Annotated in this window: 13 protein-coding genes; 4 read left to right on the top strand and 9 right to left on the bottom strand. The window is 67.2% G+C overall.

Translation table 11 applies throughout. From position 1 onward, the window contains the following. Positions 1-28: 28 nt before the first annotated feature. From J8I82_RS14380 to J8I82_RS14360, 5 genes are all read right to left on the bottom strand, one after another. A complete protein-coding gene (locus J8I82_RS14380; protein WP_209758764.1) occupies positions 29-1,690 on the bottom strand; it encodes a methyl-accepting chemotaxis protein in 1,662 nt (553 codons plus the stop codon). Positions 1,691-1,818: 128 nt separating this feature from the next. Then, the gene (locus J8I82_RS14375; RefSeq protein ID WP_209758503.1) at positions 1,819-2,316 is read right to left on the bottom strand and encodes a chemotaxis protein CheW; all 498 of its coding nucleotides are present in this window, start codon (positions 2,314-2,316) and stop codon (positions 1,819-1,821) included. A gap of 117 nt (positions 2,317-2,433) precedes the next feature. Beyond that, a complete protein-coding gene (locus J8I82_RS14370) occupies positions 2,434-2,841 on the bottom strand; it encodes a response regulator (RefSeq protein WP_209758501.1) in 408 nt (135 codons plus the stop codon). Between the two features lie 214 nt (positions 2,842-3,055). Then, positions 3,056-5,020, bottom strand: a complete 1,965-nt coding sequence (locus J8I82_RS14365; RefSeq protein WP_209758499.1) for a putative bifunctional diguanylate cyclase/phosphodiesterase — start codon at positions 5,018-5,020, stop codon at positions 3,056-3,058. A 126-nt stretch (positions 5,021-5,146) separates the two neighbouring features. Next, positions 5,147-6,928 (bottom strand): methyl-accepting chemotaxis protein, encoded by a 1,782-nt coding sequence (locus J8I82_RS14360; RefSeq protein ID WP_209758497.1) that lies wholly within the window; start codon positions 6,926-6,928, stop codon positions 5,147-5,149. Between the two features lie 552 nt (positions 6,929-7,480). Here J8I82_RS14360 and J8I82_RS14355 point away from each other — a divergent pair. Further along, a complete protein-coding gene (locus J8I82_RS14355; RefSeq protein ID WP_209758495.1) occupies positions 7,481-7,789 on the top strand; it encodes an H-NS histone family protein in 309 nt (102 codons plus the stop codon). Positions 7,790-7,870: 81 nt separating this feature from the next. Here J8I82_RS14355 and galE read toward each other — a convergent pair whose 3' ends face one another. Continuing rightward, a complete protein-coding gene (gene galE, locus J8I82_RS14350; RefSeq protein WP_209758493.1) occupies positions 7,871-8,890 on the bottom strand; it encodes a UDP-glucose 4-epimerase GalE in 1,020 nt (339 codons plus the stop codon). A gap of 171 nt (positions 8,891-9,061) precedes the next feature. Continuing rightward, a complete protein-coding gene (locus tag J8I82_RS14345) occupies positions 9,062-10,099 on the bottom strand; it encodes a tyrosine-type recombinase/integrase (RefSeq protein ID WP_209758492.1) in 1,038 nt (345 codons plus the stop codon). Between the two features lie 240 nt (positions 10,100-10,339). Here J8I82_RS14345 and J8I82_RS14340 point away from each other — a divergent pair, with 240 nt between their 5' ends. Next, positions 10,340-10,768, top strand: a complete 429-nt coding sequence (locus J8I82_RS14340; RefSeq protein ID WP_284183073.1) for a nuclear transport factor 2 family protein — start codon at positions 10,340-10,342, stop codon at positions 10,766-10,768. A gap of 70 nt (positions 10,769-10,838) precedes the next feature. After that, positions 10,839-11,834 (top strand): NAD(P)H-dependent flavin oxidoreductase, encoded by a 996-nt coding sequence (locus J8I82_RS14335; protein ID WP_209758490.1) that lies wholly within the window; start codon positions 10,839-10,841, stop codon positions 11,832-11,834. A gap of 75 nt (positions 11,835-11,909) precedes the next feature. On the opposite strand, the gene J8I82_RS14330 is transcribed toward J8I82_RS14335, so the two are convergent. Beyond that, complete coding sequence (locus J8I82_RS14330; protein ID WP_209758488.1) at positions 11,910-12,470, bottom strand: PadR family transcriptional regulator; 561 nt, start codon at positions 12,468-12,470, stop codon at positions 11,910-11,912. Positions 12,471-12,820: 350 nt separating this feature from the next. Between J8I82_RS14330 and J8I82_RS14325 the strand changes: the two genes are divergently transcribed. After that, the gene (locus J8I82_RS14325; protein WP_209758486.1) at positions 12,821-13,048 is read left to right on the top strand and encodes a hypothetical protein; all 228 of its coding nucleotides are present in this window, start codon (positions 12,821-12,823) and stop codon (positions 13,046-13,048) included. Positions 13,049-13,167: 119 nt separating this feature from the next. On the opposite strand, the gene J8I82_RS14320 is transcribed toward J8I82_RS14325, so the two are convergent. Further along, the gene (locus J8I82_RS14320; RefSeq protein WP_209758484.1) at positions 13,168-14,310 is read right to left on the bottom strand and encodes a hypothetical protein; all 1,143 of its coding nucleotides are present in this window, start codon (positions 14,308-14,310) and stop codon (positions 13,168-13,170) included. Positions 14,311-14,327 lie beyond the last annotated feature (17 nt).

The raw sequence follows: 14,327 nt of genomic DNA, 5'->3' as shown, positions 1-14,327 counted from the left end.
CTTGTGACCCTTGTTACTGAACTTCGCACTAAGCCTGCGCCATGGACCGGACCGCCGCTTCGCGCTGCGCGGCCGGCAGGCGTTGCGGACGCCGCTGTGGACGAATCTCGGCCTGCATGCTGACGCGGAAGGTGGCGATGGCATCGCGCAGCCGCAATGCCTGCTCTTCCAGCGAGCCCGCCGCCGCTGCCGCCTGTTCCACCAGCGCGGCGTTCTGCTGCGTGCCTTCGTCCATCTGCGCCACGGCCTGGTTGACCTGCTCGATGCCGGCACTCTGCTCGGCCGACGCCGCGGTGATCTCGCCCATGATGTCGGTCACGGACTTCACCGCCTGCACGATCTCGCCCATGGTCTTGCCGGCCTGGCCCACCAGCGCCGAGCCGTTGTCGACCCGTTCGACGGTATTGCCGATCAGGCCCTTGATCTCCTTGGCCGCATTGGCGCTGCGCTGCGCCAGGCTGCGCACTTCGCCCGCGACCACCGCAAAGCCGCGGCCCTGCTCGCCGGCGCGCGCGGCTTCCACCGCGGCGTTCAGCGCCAGGATGTTGGTCTGGAAGGCAATGCCCTCGATCACGCCGATGATGTCGACGATCTTCCTGGACGCATCGTTGATCTCGTCCATGGTCTGCACCACGCGGCCGACCACTTCACCGCCGCGCAGCGCGGTCTCCGACGCATTGGCCGCCAGCCCGCTGGCCTGGCGCGCGTTGTCGGCGTTCTGGCGCACAGTGCCGGTCAGCTGTTCCATGCTGGACGCGGTCTGCTCCAGCGACGCCGCCTGCTGCTCGGTGCGTTGCGACAGGTCGTTGTTGCCTGCCGCGACCTGGTGCGTCGCCGTGGAAATGCTGGCCATGCCTTCCTGGATTTCATGCACCACCGACAGCAGGCTGCGCTGCATGGTCTGCATCGCCTGCGCCAGCGCGCCGATCTCGTCGTTGCCGCGATGCTCGAAGCGCGTGGTCAGGTCGCCCGCGCCCAGGCGCAGCGCAAAGTCCAGCATGTCACGCACCGGCCGATGCACGCGCGCCATTAGCATGGTGCCGGCCGCGAACGAAGTCGCCAGCGCCAGCGCGAAACCGCTCCACAGCCACGGGCGCAGCATCGCGGCGCCCGCCGGGTCCAGGATCTCGACCGCCGCCAGCGCCGCCACGAACCACACCAGCCCGCCCGCCTGCGCCCACAGGATGCGGCGCTTCAGGTTCATGCGCAGCGCGCGTTGCGCCAGGCCGGCGAGGCCGGTGCGCACCACGGCGCCGTCACGGATCGCCAGCCCCGCTGCGCGTCCCGCGCGGAAGCGTGCATACAGCGCACCGGCGGCTTCGACCTGCTCGCGCGAGGGCATCGAACGCACCGAGGTATAGCCCACCACGCGCCCGTCGATGCGCGTGGGCGTCACGGTGGCGTTGACCCAGTAGAAGTCGCCGTTCTTGCGGCGGTTCTTGACCAGGCCCATCCAGGTGCGGCCGGCTTCCAGGTTTTGCCACAGGTCGGCAAACGCCTCGGGCGGCATGTCGGGGTGGCGCACCAGGTTGTGCGGCGCGCCCAGCAGTTCCTCCGCCGCATAGCCGCTGGCCTCGATAAAGATGCGGTTGGCGAAGGTGATACGGCCCTTGAGGTCCGTGCGCGAGATCAGGTAGTCAGATGGTGAGAGCTGGTATTCGCGCTGCGTAACGGGTTGGTTGTTTCGCATGGATGACATCGATACTGCTTGGCCCGAAAAACCATGGCTGCCAGGCATGGCGCAAATCCGGGCGGTACGATCCGGCAGGCGTGGTACGCCAGCCGGACGGCGGGGGCAAAAATCAGGTGTGGCAGGGGTCAGGCCGCGGCGTCGAGCGCGGCCAGTTCTTCGGTATTGAGCAGCTTCTCGATATCGACCAGGATCAGCATGCGCTGCTCGACCGAGCCGAGGCCGCGGATGTAGTCGGTCGCCAGTTCGCCGGAAAAATGCGGCGTGGGCTTGATCTGCGCGGGCGTCAGCGTCAGCACGTCCGAGACGCCGTCGACGACGATGCCGGTGGTGCGCTCGTTGAGGTCGACGATGATGACCACGGTGTACTGGTCATAGCTGACATTGGCCTGGCGGAACTTGATGCGCAGGTCAATGATCGGCACGATGATGCCGCGCAGGTTGATCACGCCCTTGATGTAGTCGGGCGCATTGGCAAGCTGGGTGACCGACTCGTAGCCGCGGATTTCCTGGACCTTCAGGATATCGATGCCGTACTCTTCGCGGCCCAGCGTGAAGGCCAGGAATTCCTCGCCCGCGCCTTCATTCACGCCCGCGGCGTTGTTTGCCTTGTCGATATGCAGCATCGTCAGCCCCCATGTCTTGTCATGCCGGTTTCCTGGCGCAACGCGCCTGGGCGTGATTCCGCCCTCCAGTGTTTACGGCAGCAAACAGGGTGACTGAAGGCCGACGCGGCGCCTTCCTCACCCTTCCGACGAGGGGTGCAGGGGCGCCAGCAGCGCCGCTACGGCCTGCATCAGCGCATCGGGATCGAAGGGCTTGGGCAGGAAGCCCGAGGCGCCGGCGGCGCGTGCCTGCTCGCGGATGCTGCCGTCATGCTCGGTGGTCAGCATCAGGATCGGGATGGCGGCGTAGCGTGCGCTGGCCCGCAGGCGGCGGATCAGGGTCAGGCCGTCCATGCCGGGCATGACCTGGTCGGTGACCAGCATGCCGAAGGCGGCATCTTCCGCGGCGGCGGTGTCAGCCAGCGCATAAGCCTGTTCGCCGTCGGCGGCCTCGGTGACGTCGAACCCGCCGGCACGCAGGCATGCACCGATCATGCGGCGTAGCGAGGGGGAATCGTCGACGACGAGGATGCTGGGCAATGACATTGGCGCCTCCGTTGGCAGGGCTCGGTTGATCCGCCGAATGCTGAAGCAGTGCTTGGCGCCGGTGGCGCGCGGCCGGCGACGGACAGGCCGGCGCAGGGGCGCGCTGCAAGCGACGCGGGCCCTGCCAGCGTGGATATCGGCATGGCAGGGGCGACGCTTTAGCGTTTTTGGCGCTTTTTGGGCTGGTGGTTCAGCGTGCGGCGCGGCGAGGCGCTCAGGCTTGCTGCGGTCCGCGCAGCGCCTCGGCAAACCCCGACGCATCGAGCGGCAGCGATAGCAGGTAGCCCTGCACCTCGTCGCAGCCCATCTCGTTGAGGATTTCCAGCTGCGAGGCCGACTCGACGCCTTCAGCCACCACCTTCATGCGCAGCTCGTGCGCCAGCGCCACCATCGAGCCGACGATGGCGCGCCCTTGCGCATCGGTGTCGAGCCCGCCGATCAGCGTGCGGTCGATCTTGAGCGTGCCCACGCGCAGGCGCTTGAGATAACCCAGGCTGGAATAGCCGCTGCCGAAGTCGTCCAGCGCCACCTGGATGCCGAGCGACTGCAGCTCGGCCAGCGTCTCCAGCGACTTGCCGATGTCCTTCATGGCGGCGGTCTCGGTGATCTCCAGCGTGATCGCCGACGGCGGGATGTCGTGCTGGTGGATCTGCTCGAGCAGGTACTGCGGGAAATTGCGGCTGGCGAAGCGCAGCCCCGACACGTTGATCGCCACCGGCACGGTCGGCAGGCCGGCGTCCTGCCACTGGCGCACCTGGCGGCAGACGCTGGTCAGCACCCAGTCGTCGAGCTTGTCGATCTGGCCGGACTGCTCGGCCACGGCGATGAATTCGGCCGGGCTGACCTGGCCCAGCGCGGGATGGCGCCAGCGGCACAGCGCTTCGGCGCCCACCAGCGTGCCGCGGCGGGCATCGTACTTGGGCTGGAACTGCAGCGACAGCGCATCATCCTGGATCGCCAGCCACAGGTCGCGGCGGATCACGCGGGTGCGGCGGGCGCGCTCGCCGGCGGCGCTGTTGAACAGGCGCACCTGGTTCGAGCCGCTTTCGCGGGCCTCGGCCAGGCTCACGCGCGCGGCCTGCATCAGCGCTTCCGACGTCTGGGCGTCGCGCGGATAGATGGCGATGCCGATATTCACCCCGATCTGCATCTGCAGCCCGCGCGCGGCGATGAATTCGGCCAGCGAGCCCAGCACGCGCGAGCCCAGCTCCTGCGCGCGGCCGTGATGCACCAGCTCGGGCACGCCGACGGCGAACTCGTCGCGCGCCAGCCGGGCGAGGAAATCGTGCGGCTCCAGCACGGCCTGCGCGAGCGCGCCGGCGTCCTGCGCCAGGATATCGTCGGCGCGGATCTCGAAGACTTCGTCGACCTCGCGGTAGTCGGCAATATGGATCAGCAGCACGGCGCAGGCGGTGTCGGCGAGCCGCGCGTGGGCCATGGCCTGGTCCAGCCAGCGGCCGAATGCGACGCGGTCGGGCATCACGGTGGCGACGCTGTACTCGCCCACCGTACCCTGCCCGCGCGCGGTGGCGCGCACCGTGAGCCGACCGGGAATGCGGGCGCCGCGCCGCACCAGCCGCGGTTCGGCACCGCGCGGCAGGCCCATGGCGCCATCGTCGGCCAGCTCTTCGGCGGCGCTGGCCTCGTTGCGCGACGCCGGCAGCCAGCCGCGCGACTGCGCCCGGTGCAGCACGAACATCAGCGCGCACAGCGCGGTCAGCCCGCCTGCGAGCCAGGCCGGATGCGGCAATCCGGCGGCATCGATGCAGGCGCGCGCCGAGGGCGAACCTGCGCCGCAGGCCCGGCCCAGGTGAGTGCCGGCCGCGGCCACCATCCCGGCGCCGGCGACCACCGCCAGCACCGCCGCGCCGCGCCACAGGCGCGCGCCCTGGCGCAGCCACTGCAGCAGCAGCTTGCCGGCGGTGGTTGCGGCAGCTGCGGCGGCGAAGCTGGCTGCCATCTGTGCGGTGTCGTTGGCCGCCGGCACGCTGCCCGACAGCACCACCACCACCACGGGCAGGCTGACGGCCAGCTGCGACAACAGCGCCGCCGACCAGGTCAGCGTTCGCAGCGACCGGCTTCCGGCGCCCTCGTCCGCACGCCCGGCGCGGACGCCGAGGACGGCGGCCACGCCCAGCAGGGCGGCGAGCAGCAACAGGATGGTACTCAGGGCAATCATTGGGCTGCGCGGTGGTAAAGAAAATGCGCGAAGACGAACCCGACGCGGGGCAAACCTCGCATCATGGCATCTTGCGGTCGCCGTGTGAACAACACAATACGGGGGTCCCCTGCCGGGGACAGCTGTTTAGAACGCACTCCAGTCATCGCCGCTGCCGGCAGCGGCCGCCGCCGGACGCGGCGCGGGGCGAGCTGCATGGGTCGAGGCTGCGGCTCGCGCCACGGCAGCGCGCGGCGCGGCCGGTGCCGCAGCCGATGCACCAGCCGCTGCAGCCGCCGACGCGGCGGCTGCTCCGGAGCGGGCCACCGCAGCGACGGCATGCACGGGCGCGGTGCGCGAGGCCGAGGCCACGGCACCGCCTGCGAGGGTAAAGACCGAAACCACGGTCTTCAGCTTCTGCGCCTGCTCTTCCAGCGCACCGGCCGCGGCCGCGGCCTCTTCCACCAGCGCGGCATTCTGCTGCGTGACTTCGTCCATCTGCGTCACGGCCTGGTTGACCTGCTCGATGCCGGTGGTCTGCTCCAGCGCGGCCGCGCCGATCTCGTTCATGATGTCCGTCACGCGCCGCACCGCCTGCACGATCTCGCCCATGGTCTGGCCGGCTTCCGCCACCAGCCGGGTGCCGCTTTCCACGCGCTCGCCCGACTCGCTGATCAGCGCCTCGATCTCCTTGGCCGCCGAGGCCGAGCGCTGCGCGAGGCTGCGCACCTCGCCCGCGACCACGGCGAAGCCGCGGCCCTGCTCGCCCGCGCGCGCGGCTTCCACCGCGGCATTCAGCGCCAGGATATTGGTCTGGAAGGCAATGCCCTCGATCACGCTGATGATCTCGACCACCTTGCGCGAGGCGCCGTTGATCTCGTTCATGGTGTCGACCACGCGGCCGACCACGTCCCCGCCCTTGAGCGCGATCTGCGACGCCTCGTTGGCCAGCACGCCGGCCTGGCGGGCATTGTCGGCGCTCTGGCGCACCACCGTGGTCAGCGCTTGCATGCTGGCGGCGGTCTGCTCCAGCGACGAGGCCTGTTCCTCGGTGCGCTGCGACAGGTCCTGGTTGCCGCTGGAAATCTGCTGCGTGGCCGACGCCATCGAGTCGGCACCGGTACGCACTTCGGCCACGATGCCAGACAGGCTGGCCTGCATCGCGGCCAGCGCCTGCATCATGCGACCGATCTCGTTCTTCGAGATGCTGGTGATGCGCGAAGTCAGGTCGCCGCGCGCGATGCGCTCGAACACGGCTAGCGCTTCCTGCACCGGCGCGACGATGGCGCGGTTCAGCGCCACCGTGCACAGCACCGCGATCGCCAGCCCCAGCACGACCAGCGCAATCGACAGCGAGCGGATGCCAGCAAAACTGGCCTGCGCGGCGTCGAAATTCGCCTTGCCGGCGCTCAGCTGGAATTTCTGCAGCGCTTCATGAGCGGTGGACATACTGCGTTGCAGGTCGGGCAGTACCTTCCGCGCCAGGCGCACCGCCTCGTCCTGGTTGCCGGCCAGCGACGCCTGCTGTAGCGGCAGCACGCCCTGCTCGAGGAAGGCCTGGCGCTGGCGGCCGAGTTCGGCGGCGAGCGCCTTTTCCTGGTCGTTCATCGGCAGGCTGGTGTAGCGCTTCCAGGCCGCTTCGGATGCCTCCACGAACACCTTGGAGCGGTCCACGTTGACCCTGGGATCGTCGGGCTCGCCCTGCATCACGTTGCGGTCCAGCGCCAGGCGCATGCGGGTGGTGGCCAGCATGGCGTCGCTCAGCGCAATGGCCGAAGCCAGCTGGTTGGAATACGTGTCCTTGAGCGAGTCGTTGCTGGAGGAAATACCGTGCAAGCCGGCGCTGCCGACCAGCAACAGCAGCATCGACAGCATTCCCATGGCGCCCCGCAACAGGGTCTTGATCTGGATATTGTTGTGGAAAGACATTGTTGAAAGGAAAACGTAAGTATTCCGGAGGCACACCCGTGGCCCTCGTGACGGCAAGGCCGGCAGCCGCTTGATCCGCCCTGCCCGGATAACGGCGCGGCCACCTGGTACTTGAGCAACAGCGCCCGGGAGCGTGGCAAATGGCCTGGAATTAACCCGGATGTCGGATATACGGCACGCCGCGCGTCGCGGCAAGTAAGCAGACGCTTTATTCGCCGGACCGCATCGATAATGGCAATTTGATTTCCATCGGCGCCGGCGCGGCCCGGCGCCGATGGTTTGACCGTACAAGAGAGGTAGTACGTCGCCACGTTCCGGTTCAAATCCGGCGGGGCGACCGGAATGGTTCACGAAAGTTCACAGCAATATCGGCAGCAAGAATTTTCGCAAAAACCATGCTGGAATAGCGCCCCGGCATTTGCAGCGGCACGCTACCCCGTTATAATTGTTTTCAGCATTTCAGTTCACCGACAACGCAGCACTGCGCAGCCTTGCGCGACACACGCTGCACCGACACCCACGCATATCACCCCACCGGAAACCGAGGACGCAATGGCGACTTATCAGGAAATCGTTCAGAAAATCAGTGAACTGCAGAAGCAAGCCGAAGAAATCAAGGCACGCGAACAGGCTTCGGTGATCTCGGATATTCGCGAGAAAATCGAGCAATATGGACTGACCGCTGAAGACCTGGGTTTTGGCGCCAAAGCACCGGCCGGCAAGAAAGCGGTCAACCGCAAGGTGCCGGTGCGCTATCGCGACAGCGCGGGCAATACCTGGACCGGCCGCGGCAAGCGTCCGGGCTGGCTGACCCAGGCCCTGGCCCAGGGCAAAACCGTCGAGGACTTTTTGATTCGCTGAAGCGCGACGCCAGCGCCTGGCAAAACGCCACGGTTGCAAGCCGTGGCGTTTTTGTTTGATGTGTTTTGCCGGAGTTGCCGGTCAGGCGCCAAACCCCTGCGGGTTCATCGACTGCCAGCGCCACGAGTCCTGGCACATGCGCTCGATGCCGTGCTGCGCGCGCCATCCCAGCAATTGGTTGGCCAGCGCGGGATCGGCATAGCAAGACGCGATATCGCCCGGGCGGCGCGCCACGATCTCATAGGGCACCGGCCGGTCACTAGCTCGCTGGTAGGCCTCCACTACTTCCAGCACGCTGTAGCCGCGGCCGGTACCCAGGTTGACGGTCATGCCGCGACCGTGGTCGCGCAGGTAGACCAGCGCCGCCAGGTGGCCGTCGGCGAGATCGCACACGTGGATATAGTCGCGCACGCCGGTACCGTCAGTCGTGGGATAGTCGCCGCCGAATACCATCAGTTTCTCGCGGCGCCCGCCGGCCACCTGTGCCACGTAGGGCATCAGATTATTCGGAATTCCGCGCGGATCTTCGCCGATCAGCCCGCTTTCGTGCGCGCCGACCGGATTGAAATAGCGCAAGTAGGCAATGCGCCATGCCGGGTCTGATTTTTCCAGGTCGCGCAGGATTTGCTCGCCCATCAGCTTGGTCTGGCCATACGGATTGGTCGCCGACAGCGGGAAATCCTCAAGGATCGGCACAGATTGGGGATTGCCATAAACCGTGGCCGAGGAGCTGAACACCAGTTGTTTTACCCCGGCCGCACCCATGGCGGCGCAGACCGTCAGCAGGCCGTCGAGGTTGTTGCTGTAATACTGCAGCGGCTGGCTCACGGATTCACCCACTGCCTTGAGGGCGGCAAAATGAATCACGCCGCTGATGCGGTGTTCGGCAAAAAGCCGGTCCAGCAAGGCGCGGTCGCGCACGTCGCCCTGGACAAAATGCGGGGTCTTGCCGGTAATGGCAGTCAGCCGCTCGATCACCACCGGGCTGCTGTTGCACAGATTATCCAGTCCGATCACGTGATAGCCGGCATTGAGCAGCGCGACCCAGGTATGCGAGGCGATATAGCCGGTGGCACCGGTAAGAAGCAAAGTTTCGGGCATGGGAATAAGCGTCGGATTTCGATTCAGGGCGGCGGGGTCTCAAGCGCAATCGTGCCATGTCTGATGCCGCACATTGAGCCCGCGCAGGCGGTAGTGTCGCCTATTATCCACGATGAGTCAGCCGTGCCCGGTGAGCTGGCACAGACAGTTACAAGCATGGCGACGCAGCACTCAGGCTTGTGTGCCGGATTGTCTGTCGCTCGCCGGAATCACCAATCCCGCCCGGGCCTGCCAGGCCTCATACGCGCCGCGCAGTCGCCAGCCCGATTCCAGGTCGCGCATGCCCAGGCATTGCGCCACCTCGGCCGGCGTCGTGCCGGCCTCGAAATGCATGGCCGCGCAGGTATTGCGCAAGGTCTGCGGCGAGGCCCGCTCATGGCGGCCGGCCAGCACGCCGGCTTCGTCGAGCAGGATTTCCACACGCCGGTAGACCGAAGCCGCGTGCATCGGCCGGCCCGCCGGCATCGCCGGGAACAGCAGGCTGCCGAGCGTCCCTGACGCCTCGCGCAGCGCCAGCCACGCCCGCAGCGGGGCATGCGCCAGCGCGAACAGCGGCGCGGTATAGGCGCGGCCATTGTCGGGCCGCACCATGCGCAGCGCCATTCGGCCCGGGGCGCCGTCCTCAATGGCCTCCAGCCGCAAGGCGCGTGCTTCGCCCACCTTCAGCCCGCCACCCAGCAACACCGCCAGCAAGGCGGCATCGCGCGCGCGCTTCCATTGCGTCGGCGATGCCGCGCGGCATTCGTCTACTGTCGGCGGCATGCCGGCCGGCCCCAGGATGCGGGCCACCAGCAGGTCGCGCTCGCCCGGCAGCAGGAAGGCAGTGGGATCGTTCTCGCCCTCGGCCAGGTGCGCGCGCACCGCCTGGCTTCCTGGGTTGTGCATGCCCTCGCGCAACTGGGCAAGATGGTTGAAAACCCGTTCGATCAGCCGTGCATAGCGGTAGCGATGCGACTTGTGCAACTGCTGCGCGTCGAGGAATTCGCCGATCTGCTCCGCCGACCAGCTCAGCGGCGCCAGTCCGCGCTCGGCCGACCAGCGCAGCAATTTGCCCCACATGGCGCGGTACACCACGCTGGTGCCGTGGCGGAAACCGTGCCGCGCCAGCCAGCCGTCAAAGGCGCGCTCGGGATGGGCGCGCCAGGCGGCGAGGTCGGCATCAAACAGCGCGGCCTGGCCGGCCTGATGCGCGGTCGACTTAGTGGTCACTGACTTCTCCTGCCGGTGGCTTGTGGTTGCGGCGAGATCCGCCGACCCGATGTCGCCTATTGTAGTCAAGCCGTCACTGCGGAGCGCCTTCCCCGCGCGCGGGTTCTATGCCGGCTTGCGCAGGGCAGCATCGCGTGCTACCTTTGACCCACTATGCAACTGGTTGCATATGACGAGACAACAAGAACACAAACGCGCCGGCGCATGCCACGACCGCCCAGATAGTTTAAGGAGACTGCAGTGACCCAGCTGATTCCCGCCGCGCAGGCCTCGCTCGACACCTGGCACCAGTTGATTGCCACCAATTCGATGGCCGGGCTCGACGCCATCGTCGCCGACGAAGTCGTATTCCGCTCGCCGGTCGCACATACGGCCTACCCCGGCCGTGCCGCGATCGCGCTGGTATTGACCACGGTGAACCAGGTGTTCCGCGATTTCCGCTACCACCGCAGCTTTGTCAGCGAGGACGGCCACAGCGTGGTGCTCGAATTCAGCGCCACGGTCGATGGCAAGGCGCTCAAGGGCATCGACATGATCCGCTTCAACGATGCCGGCCATATTGCCGAATTCGAGGTGATGGTGCGCCCGCGCTCGGGACTGGAGGCGCTGGCCGCCGCCATGGGCGCGCGCCTCGCCAGCCAGAAGGATGTGCTGACCGGTGCCGCGTAAGCGGCCAGGCTGTCGCCCGCGCCCGCCAGATTCGTTTTTGCCTCACCGTACTATCCAGGAGACTTCACCCATGGCCCTCCCCGCCCTGCTGCAGAACCGGCTGTCGCTGCCGGTGGTCTGCTCGCCGCTGTTCATCATCTCCAACCCCGACCTGGTGATTGCCCAGTGCAAGGCCGGCGTGGTGGGCTCGTTTCCGGCGCTGAACGCGCGTCCGGCACCCAAGCTCGAAGAATGGCTGGACCGCATTACCACCGAACTGGCCGAGCACGACGCCAGGCATCCGGACCGTCCGGCTGCGCCGTTCGCGGTCAACCAGATCGTGCACAAGTCCAACGACCGTCTCGAGCATGACCTGGAGCTGTGCGTGCGCTACAAGGTGCCGATCGTGATCACCTCGCTGGGCGCGCGCAAGGAAGTCAACGACGCGGTGCATTCGTACGGCGGCATCGTGCTGCACGACGTGATCAACAACACCTTCGCACGCAAGGCCATCGAGAAAGGCGCCGACGGGCTGGTGGCGGTGGCGGCCGGCGCCGGCGGCCATGCCGGCACGCTGTCGCCGTTCGCGCTGCTGCACGAGATCCGGGAATGGTTCGATGGCCCGCTGCTGCTGTCGGGCGCGATCTCCAGCGGCGACGCCATCCTGGCCGCGCAGGCCGCCGGCGCCGACCTGGCCTACATCGGCTCGGCCTTCATCGCCACGCAGGAAGCCAACGCGCAGGACGGCTACAAGCAGATGATCGTCGACAGCAGCGCCGGCGATATCGTCTACTCGAACCTCTTTACCGGCGTGCACGGCAACTACCTGCGCGGCAGCATCGAGCGCGCGGGCCTGGACCCGGAGGCGCTGCCGCAATCGGATCCTTCCAAGATGAACTTCGGCTCGGCCAGCGCGAAGGCATGGAAGGATATCTGGGGCGCCGGCCAGGGCGTGGGCGCGATCAAGCGCGTGGTGCCGGCGGGCGATTTGGTGAGGCGCTTTGCCGAGGAATATGCGCTGGCGCGCAGGCGCCTGGGGTTGGGCGAAGCCAGCCAGGCGGGTGCCCGCGCGGTCGACGTGGCCTGAGCCTGACCAGGCCACAACAAAAAACGCCGGCAAGGCAGTCGCCTGGGCCGGCGTTTTGCTCTGGCGCGCTGCGCGCTACGCCGGCGGGCGCTCCAGCAGCGGCAGCAGGTCTTCGCCCCAGGCAACCCAGTCCTGCTCGAAGCGGATGCCCCGGCGCAGCAGCGTATAGCGCAACTGCTGCGCGCGGTCCATGTCGGGCGCGGAGAAATCCTTGCGCTCGATCGCCAGGTAGGTCTCGAGCCGCGCCTGGTGGAGCGCGATCAGCCGGCGCATTTCATCCCCAAGGCCGAGCGGCCCGATCGCGGCATCGGCACGCAGCTTGACCAGGATTTCCTCGCGCTGGTCGAGGCCGGCCCCGGGCGTCAGCACCCAGCGCACCAGTTCTTCGCGCCCGGCCGGCAGCACCCGGTAGACCTTCTTGCGGTTCTTGCGGTCGGTGGCGCCCTCGTTTTCCGCCGTCTCGCTCTCGTCGGCCGCGATCCAGCCGCTGTCAGCCATGCGCCCCAGCTCGCGGTAGATCTGCTGGTGGGTGGCATGCCAGAAATAGCCGATGGAGCGGTCGAAGCGACGCGCCAGGTCATAACCGGACGACGGCTTTTCGAGCAGGGAAATCAACAAGGCGTGCTGGGTCGACATGCGTCTGGGCATTGCCCGTCGGGGGGCGGTTGATGGTTCGGGAAATGCCATGCGGCGGAAGCGCCGGTCGTGCCGGTGCGCCACGGGCCGCAAAAACTGGCGCTATGTTAGCGCAATGCCCCACGCTGCCGGCAAGGCGTGATGCAAGCATCGCCGCAATCCGGCAAGAGTTGCAAGTGCGGACATAGATTCGGCAAATCTGGCAATTTCGAAATTTCTCGGCAAACAGAATTAAATAATGCTGAATGGCATTTTTGCGTTACCTGCCATACATTCCATACATTGAAACCCTGTGCGAGCAAGAAAAATCCGTCCCCGGCCGCACCATGCACCGAATCTGGAGTATGTCCATGACCGGAAAACCCATGCTTGCCGAAGAGCGCGACGTCGCCTGGGAAGCCGATGCCTGCGAACGCCGGCTCGGCCTGCTGCAGCCGCTGCGCGACAAGGCCCCGATCTATTACAGGTTGCCCGATACGCCTGACGGGCACCATATCAAGGAATACGCCAGCGGCCTGCGCCAGCTGGTACGTTTTGTCGGCGTCGAAGAACAGGTCGTCAAGTACAACCTGAACTGACCAGACGCCGCAGTATTTCCTGTGGTTGTCTCCTCCGAGCCCGATCCTGCGGGCAGGGACTTGAACCCGCGGTTGCCGCGGGTTTTTTCTTGCCGTGACGGTATCCGGATGTTCCCGCCTCAGAGCTGCGGCGCACGGCAGGCCGCGCCACCGGCATTGGCGGCTTCAGGCATGCCAAACACGGCCCGTGCCCCGCACTGCGAACCGAACATGCGCGCCTGGTCGTGCCCCACGCCCACCACTTCATATGCCTGGTGCCGGATCACCAGGCCAGGGCTGGCGAGGTAGCGCTCGTAGCGCAGGTAGCCACGCGCACGCTGCAGCCGCGTCGGGCCCTCGGCCTCGGCGCCGCAGGCCTTGTCGAGCACGCGGTGGTTGGGATCGTTGTCCTCGGTGCCGGCGAGATAGGTCACCTGGCGCCCGGCATAGCGCTGGTACAGCGCCATGCCGTCGGCACCTTTCGCGTATGGCACCATGTCCTGCACGCCGTAGCGGTATTTGTCGTAGTCCGGGCAAATGGCCTTGTCATACGGCGCGAACGACTTGCCATCGGCGCCAGCCGGCCGCACCGGCGTGAAATACAGATAGGACGACGGATTGGCCACGACGTAGCGCAGGTCGATGCCGCCTGCGCGGATGCGCTCGTCGACATTGTTCAGCACTGCATAGCGGTGCACGACCTGGGCGCCGCCGGAATGGCCGGCCACCGTCACCTTGCCGACCTGCGGCAGCCGCGCCTTGTCGGTGACGAAGGCAAGCAGGTCGTCCAGCACCTGCAGCGAACTGACAAGGGCCGGGCCGTCGACCGCGTCCTCGCCACTGAGCCAGCCCTGCACCGACCATTGCGGCATGCCGGTAAAACCCTTCTTCTGGTCAGGCGTGCCGGGGAAATTCGGCGCGAGCAGCAGCACCTCTTCCGGCTTGCGGCCGCTGGCCTTCAGCAGTTCGGCGCCGGCGGCATAGTAGTCGTCGCCATTGCGCTGCAGGCCATGCTGGACAAACACGACTTCGCGGATGCGTGACAGGTCGCCGTCGAGCCGGTGGTTGGCATAGACCGGGAAGTCATAGCCTGCGCCTGCGCCAAGATGCACTCGCTGCCAGTGCGGCGCGGCCGCCGCGGCATCGGCAGGCCTGGCCGCGGCGGGCGGCGCTGCCGTCGTGCCGGCGCAGCCGGCCAGGACCACAGTCATGGCGGCAGCGGCCAAGGCCTGGGACAGGCGCGCACGGGCGGGTTGCGGCAAGCTGGCGGTCGACTGGATCATGGCTGGGCCTCTCCGGT

The organism is Cupriavidus consociatus (assembly GCF_017814975.1).
Lineage (GTDB): Bacteria > Pseudomonadota > Gammaproteobacteria > Burkholderiales > Burkholderiaceae > Cupriavidus > Cupriavidus consociatus.
Note: the sequence above shows the minus strand (reverse complement) of the source record. Positions and strands in the feature narration are given on the sequence as shown.

What these genes read in the sequence shown, in the direction of transcription:
- J8I82_RS14320 (WP_209758484.1), bottom strand. Translation starts at nt 14,310, where the DNA reads ATGATCCAGTCGACCGCCAGCTTGCCGCAACCCGCCCGTGCGCGCCTG.
- J8I82_RS14330 (WP_209758488.1), bottom strand. Translation starts at nt 12,470, where the DNA reads ATGTCGACCCAGCACGCCTTGTTGATTTCCCTGCTCGAAAAGCCGTCG.
- J8I82_RS14360 (WP_209758497.1), bottom strand. Translation starts at nt 6,928, where the DNA reads ATGTCTTTCCACAACAATATCCAGATCAAGACCCTGTTGCGGGGCGCC.
- J8I82_RS14355 (WP_209758495.1), top strand. Translation starts at nt 7,481, where the DNA reads ATGGCGACTTATCAGGAAATCGTTCAGAAAATCAGTGAACTGCAGAAG.
- J8I82_RS14335 (WP_209758490.1), top strand. Translation starts at nt 10,839, where the DNA reads ATGGCCCTCCCCGCCCTGCTGCAGAACCGGCTGTCGCTGCCGGTGGTC.
- J8I82_RS14365 (WP_209758499.1), bottom strand. Translation starts at nt 5,020, where the DNA reads ATGATTGCCCTGAGTACCATCCTGTTGCTGCTCGCCGCCCTGCTGGGC.
- J8I82_RS14370 (WP_209758501.1), bottom strand. Translation starts at nt 2,841, where the DNA reads ATGTCATTGCCCAGCATCCTCGTCGTCGACGATTCCCCCTCGCTACGC.
- J8I82_RS14380 (WP_209758764.1), bottom strand. Translation starts at nt 1,690, where the DNA reads ATGCGAAACAACCAACCCGTTACGCAGCGCGAATACCAGCTCTCACCA.
- J8I82_RS14375 (WP_209758503.1), bottom strand. Translation starts at nt 2,316, where the DNA reads ATGCTGCATATCGACAAGGCAAACAACGCCGCGGGCGTGAATGAAGGC.
- galE (WP_209758493.1), bottom strand. Translation starts at nt 8,890, where the DNA reads ATGCCCGAAACTTTGCTTCTTACCGGTGCCACCGGCTATATCGCCTCG.
- J8I82_RS14325 (WP_209758486.1), top strand. Translation starts at nt 12,821, where the DNA reads ATGACCGGAAAACCCATGCTTGCCGAAGAGCGCGACGTCGCCTGGGAA.